Annotated in this window: 4 protein-coding genes; all 4 read left to right on the top strand. The window is 51.7% G+C overall.

Annotation, left to right across the window (positions count from 1 at the left end; translation table 11 throughout):
* The first annotated feature begins 268 nt into the window (after positions 1–268).
* Complete coding sequence (locus tag L691_RS0100860) at positions 269–2,455, top strand: NAD-dependent epimerase/dehydratase family protein (protein ID WP_025688178.1); 2,187 nt, start codon at positions 269–271, stop codon at positions 2,453–2,455.
* Between the two features lie 13 nt (positions 2,456–2,468).
* Complete coding sequence (locus L691_RS0100855) at positions 2,469–3,341, top strand: hypothetical protein (RefSeq protein ID WP_156934115.1); 873 nt, start codon at positions 2,469–2,471, stop codon at positions 3,339–3,341.
* A 7-nt stretch (positions 3,342–3,348) separates the two neighbouring features.
* Positions 3,349–5,190: a DUF2194 domain-containing protein gene (locus L691_RS0100850; RefSeq protein ID WP_025688176.1), complete on the top strand. Its 1,842-nt coding sequence runs from the start codon at positions 3,349–3,351 to the stop codon at positions 5,188–5,190.
* A 4-nt stretch (positions 5,191–5,194) separates the two neighbouring features.
* Positions 5,195–6,352 (top strand): GT4 family glycosyltransferase PelF (gene pelF / locus L691_RS0100845; protein ID WP_025688174.1); only part of this gene is annotated, 1,158 nt, incomplete at its 3' end.

The raw sequence follows: 6,352 nt of genomic DNA, 5'->3' as shown, positions 1-6,352 counted from the left end.
CTGCCGGCTACCGGTCACCGCTCCGCCGCACAAAAGTATCAACATGGCCGATGTCACAATCAGGCTTGCTGCCGTGGAGAGTTGTTTCTTTTTTTTCATGCAATTATTCCTCGCTTTGATTATAATGAACAATGGTGCGCAAAATTTCGTCTTCACTTCGAATCTATCATACTAAAGGACTAGCCAAAATAGTCCTATAGGACGTATAATATGGGTAACAAAAGTGGGAATAAAGTCTATTATTTTTTCGATAGAACGGAGAAGCAGTATGAAAGTGTTGGTCACAGGCGGCTACGGCTTTATCGGATCTCATGTATCCGACCGCTTTCACAAAGAAGGCTATGATGTCTACATTATTGATGATGTGTCATCGGGAAGCAAACGCAATATCCAATTTTCGCACAAAGGATATGTTCTTTCTATTAATGATCCCAAATGCGAGGAGGTATTCCGCAGTAACAAGTTCGATGCCGTAATCCACCTGGCCGCGCAAACCGGCGGCGCCGCATCAATGGAATCTCCTCCTCAGGATACAGAGTCCAATGTTCTCGGGTTATCCAACATGCTGACGCTGGCAAGCCGGTATGGCGTCCGGAAATTTATTTTTGCGTCCTCGGCAGCAGTCTATGGAATCAGCGAAGATGCTCCTTTACTTGAAACCGCCCCCCTCTCCCCCCGCTCTCTTTATGGGATCAATAAAATGATAGGGGAAACTTACTGCGCCAAGTGGAAGGAAATATACGGACTGGATACCGTTTGCTTCCGGATGTCCAATGTTTACGGGCCGCGTCAGGGGAACAAGGGCAAGGGCGGTGTGGTTTCCGCTTTGATGAACCAATTGATGAAAGGAAACGGCATCACAGTCTACGGCGACGGTAATCAGACCCGCGACTTCATCTACGTCGAGGATGTCGCCGACGCTATATTCAGGGCCTCCTACTCCCCGATCAGCGGCGTCTACAATTTATCGGCAGGCCAAGAGAGCTCGATTAATGGGCTAATTGATGAGCTTCAGATTCTGCAAGGCGGCGAAGCGCGCATCAACTACGCTTCGGCCCGTGAAGGCGATGCTTACCGCCAGGTGCTGGATAACAGCCGTATTATGCATGATCTGGATTGGGCTCCCAAATACTCTCTGCAGGAAGGACTACATAGAACTTGCAACTGGAAATCCGACAAACAAGGCGAGCCATCCGAACAACCCTCCGCATCAAGAAAAAACTCGACTTTGCGCAAGAAGCTGAACCGTCTGCTGCCTTACGCGGAAAATCTCATTGCATTTGCTGGGCTCGCCTTGATTGACAGCCCTCTGGAAAGCACAGAATTTGCCGGACTTGATTTGAAGCTGATCTATATTATCGTCATGGGCATTCTGTATGGCAGCCGCCAGTCCATGCTTGCCGTGATGCTGTCTGTTCTTCTGTTCATTCAGGAGAAGCTGGATAACGGCCGCGACCTGCTTTCCTTGCTTTATGATACGACCTTGTTCTTCCAGATGGCTCTGTATCTGTTCATCGGTCTTGTCGTCGGTTACAGCGTCGAGCACCGCATCAATAAGCTTAACCGCGCCGAGCGGCAGCTGGCCCAGGCCGGTGAAAAATACACATTTCTGTATGAGGTGTATGAAGATACACGCTCAGTCAAAGACGAACTTCAAGAGCAAATCAGGACAACCGAGGACAGCTTCGGCAAAATCAATGCGGTAACCAAGGAACTGGAAAGCCTGGAGCCGGAAAAAATCTTCCTTGAGGCGGTCGGCGTGGTTGAGAAAATCATGAGGACCGATCAGGTCAGCATTTACATCGTCAACAAATCCAAGCAATATTTGCGTCTGGCCGCCCATTCCTCCGGCGCTTCCCTGGCTGCTGCCCGGTCCTTGAAAGTAGATGAGCATCCGCATATTAAGTCCCTGATGGAAGGCAAACGTCTATATGTCAATAAGGAGCTGGTGCCCGGACTCCCCTTGCTTGCCGCTCCGGTCCTTAGCGGAGAAGAAGTCGTTGCCGTCGTATCCGTTCATACCGTCGAGTTCAGCCGTTTCACCCAGTATTATCAGAACCTGTTTAAGACGGTGGTGGATCTCATATCCTCCTCGCTGTCGCGCGCCCATGCCTACGTTGAAGCCGCAGGTGACCGCAGGTATATAGACGGGGCGGATGGCCGGATTTTGCGGACAGAGGCTTTCAAAAGCATCCTGGCCAGCAAGCAGGCCGCCAGCGAGCGATTCGGCGTTGATTATGTGCTGCTCTCCACCGGACTATGGAACGCATCCGCTGAGTTGGCCGAGATTATCCATACTTCCCTGCGCGAGACCGATTATCTGGGTCTATCGGAAGACGGGGAACTGCTGATCCTGCTTAGCAACTCCAATCAGAAAGATGCCCAATTTGTAATGGACCGTTTGTCAGAAAAAGGCGTGCATCTGCATGAAGGGATGGAATCCTTCTATGTATAGGCTCCTTTATCTAATGTATGTAGCGGCATGCGCTTGTTATTTCTTCCTGCGCTTTCGGCGATCCATGCCTGAAGCGGCTGTAAAGGTAGCCTTTGCGGCCGCTTTCCCGCTCATCGGCTTTCTGCTTCCTTTGTTCTGGCGGCAGCAGCGGCCGTCCGATGAATCGCAGCGTATCCAAACGCTGGAAACGTACCTCCGCCAGGATGAGCAACCCGATCATCTGAAGGTTTCACATTTGTCCGAGGACGAGAAGGAACTGAATATTGTACCGCTCGAAGAAGCGCTGCTGGTTAACGATTTAACCTCGCGCCGCCGGACGATGATTGATCTGCTTAAGCAGGATGCGACCGAATATCTGGAAGTGCTGCGCATGGCTGTCGGCAATGAGGACACCGAAACCTCCCACTATGCTGTTAGCGCGGTTGTGGAGATCAAGCGCAAGCTAAATCATGCCTTGCAGGAATTTGCCGTCCGCTACGAGACGAGCCGGGATGATGCCCATTTCCTGGCCTCCTATGCCGAGGTGCTGCAGAATTACATGCGAAGCGGATTTCTGGATGGAAGCACCCTGTTGCAGCTTAAAGCTTCTCTTGCCGATGTGCTGCAGCACTGGACGGAGGCAGATCCTCACGCATTCGAAGCACATGAGCAGAAAATGCGAATTGAGCTGGAGCTAGGGAACTATCTGTCTGCTGAGCAGGCGGCAGTCTTAATGATGGAGCGGTTTCCGTATCGCGAGGAATCCTATCTTGCACAGATGAATCTTTCTTTCACCCTAAGATCGCCGCAAAGGTTCGACCAGGCTCTCCAGGCGCTGAAGCAATCACCCGTTCGTCTGTCGAACGACGCTCTGAAATTAGTTCGGTTCTGGTCGGAAGGAGCCTGATGAAAATATGATGAAGCAGCCTATGAAACTGAATACCCGCATTTACAGCATCATCATCTTTATCATCCTGCTGGCATTGATCATGTACATGACGCAAACCCAGTATTTCCAGCAGTTTAGCCACAGCCGGCATAACGAGAATTTGACCGAGAGCTGGAAGGCCGAAGCGGCCTCAGCCTCCTCTCTTTCCCCGCAGTCCGGCCCCCCATATTGTCTTGCCTATGACAGCACGGACGAATTCAGCGCCAAAGTCAATATGCAGGTAAGCCGCACACTGGGATATATGAAGAAGGAAGCCGTCACAACGGATCTGAGCAAAAAGAAGCTGACGCCTTCAGGCTGCGCCGCAGTCATTTTAACGGTCACGGACCTTTCTTCTATTGGCAGTCCGGATGTCTTGGCCAGTTATACGGATCAGGGGGGCCATGTCTTCTTAACCACCATGCCGGAGCAAAATGATGCGTTTTACCGATTGTATCGAAAGCTGGGCATTCTGAACGCCGGAAATTATAAGGATGAGGCCGGGGTGCAGTTGGAGGATGAGGTACTGATTGGAGAAACCGGGCTGCACATCGATGACAAATTTATCTTGAATACGGTGATGGAGGTGGAAGTGGATTCTTCGGTCACCGTGCACGCTACGACCTCGGAGGGAACGCCGCTCATATGGAGCGTCCCAAGCGGGAAAGGGTCTTTCATGGTGTTCAATGGCACGATGCTTCAGGAGAAGATCAACCGCGGACTGATTGCCGGGGCTATCTCCATGATGATGCCGGACTTCATCTATCCTGTCTTCAATTCAAAGGTGGTTTATATCGATGACTGGCCGGCCCCGTATGGCAGCTCGATTGATGATGCGATCTACAAGACGTACAAGTTGAACCGGCATGGCTTCTTTAAGGAAATATGGTGGCCGGATATGCTTGGAGTTGCCAAACGAAATGATATTAAGTACACCGCAGTGCTGATTGAGTCTTACCAGAATCGCGTGACTCCGCCCTTTGGTTCTCCATCCGATTCCGACCCTAACGGACTGATCAGTTACGGCAGGGAAATTATTAAAAGCGGCGGTGAAATCGGCCTGCATGGCTATAATCATCAGTCGCTTACGATGGACCCTGATACCAGCACGGCGTTCGATTACCAGCCCTGGAACAGCACCAGCGACATGACGCAATCGATTCAAGAGGCTGTAAATTATGCTAAACAAGGCTTTCCCGAATATACCATGTTCACCTACGTGCCTCCGTCCAATGTGCTCAGCCCGGAAGGACGCGAAGCGATCAAAGCGGGCTGGAAGAATTTAGCTGTGATCTCCTCTCTTTTTCCGGATGATGCTGCCGGAATATCGTATGTGCAGGAGTTTGAGCTGGCGAAGGACGGTATTATGGAGATGCCACGGGTCACATCCGGTTATAAATCTACCCCGTTTGAACGATGGGCGGCGGCAAGCGTGCTGACAGCTAACGGGATTTTCTCCCACTTCATCCATCCCGATGATATTCTTGATGCCAAGCGGAATAAGAACATGAACTGGGAGAGTATGTACAAGAACTTCTCCGAGATGATGTCCGGATTGAACGAGCGCTACCCGTGGCTGCGCGCCCAGACTTCGATGGAAGCGGCCGTCGATATGAAGAATACGCTGACAAGCAGGGTGGATTTGCAGCAGGATGACGGCTCTATCAAAGGTTCGGTGAAGCCTTTTGAGAACGAGTCTTACTTTATCTTGCGGACCCGTAAAAAGGTCGGGAGCCTGTCAGGCTGTTCTGCAGATAAAATCGGCGACGGCATCTTCTTGATTACCGTCCGAAAAGCCGACTTCACTATTCATTTAAGCGAGGCATAAGTTCATGAGAATATGTATTATTGCGGAAGGCTCCTATCCCTATATCACCGGGGGCGTCTCCAGTTGGATTCATTCTCTGGTTACCAGCCTGATAGAGCATGAGTTTATTATTCTGGCTATTGGAGCGGAAGAGAAGCAGCGGGGGGCTTTCAAATACCAGCTTCCTTCAAATATCGTTGAAGTGAAAGAAATCTTCCTGAACAGCTATCTGAATGAGGTAAAGCCGCGCAGGGACCGTCTCCGGCTCACTCCCGCCGAGCATGAAGCGCTGGGCTCCCTGCTGGGCGGCGGCACTGCGGTGGATTGGGCCGGTCTGTTCGATTTGCTGCGTTCAGGGCGGGTTACCTCCGCCGTTCAATTTCTGATGAGCCGGGAATTTTTCCGAATCTTGTCCAAACGCTGCCAGGAAGATTATGAACATGTGCCGTTCACCGAAATGTACTGGACCGTCCGGTCCATGATGCTGCCGCTGCTGCTGACGATCCGTGAGGATATTCCAAGAGCCGATCTGTACCACAGCGTGTCAACCGGGTACGCCGGAGTCATCGGCGCCCTCGCCAAGCATCTCTACGGCAAGCCCTATCTGCTCACCGAGCACGGCATTTATTCCCGCGAGAGAGAGGAAGAGATTATCAAGGCGGACTGGGTGCAGGGCTATTTCAAGGATTTGTGGATTCAATACTTCTACCGGCTGTCCGAGGCTGCTTATACGATGAGCGATCAGGTCATTACACTCTTTGGCCGCAACCGCGACATTGAAATTGAGATCGGCTGCGACGAGCGGAAAATCAGCATTATCCCGAACGGAGTCAATGTCGCCGACTATGCGGAAGTCGCGGGGCCTCCCCTGGAAGGCGGCCCCCTCCGGCTCGGCGCCATCGTTCGCATCGTACCGATCAAGGATATCAAAATGATGATTCAAAGCTTTGCGCTGGTTAAACGGGAACTGCCCGAAGCGGAGCTGCACGTTCTGGGCCCCTGGGAGGAGAACGAAGATTATTACCGCGAATGCCTTGAGCTGGCGGCAGCGCTGCAGGTGCAGGATATCATTTTCACAGGCGAGGTTAATGTGCGCCAATATTTGAAACAGCTCGACATCATTCTGCTCTCCAGCATCAGCGAGGGCATGCCGCTGGCCATTCTTGAAGCGATGGCTGCGGGG

Origin of the sequence: Paenibacillus zanthoxyli JH29, from assembly GCF_000520715.1 — a bacterium.
Taxonomy (GTDB): domain Bacteria; phylum Bacillota; class Bacilli; order Paenibacillales; family Paenibacillaceae; genus Paenibacillus_AQ; species Paenibacillus_AQ zanthoxyli.
Note: the sequence above shows the minus strand (reverse complement) of the source record. Positions and strands in the feature narration are given on the sequence as shown.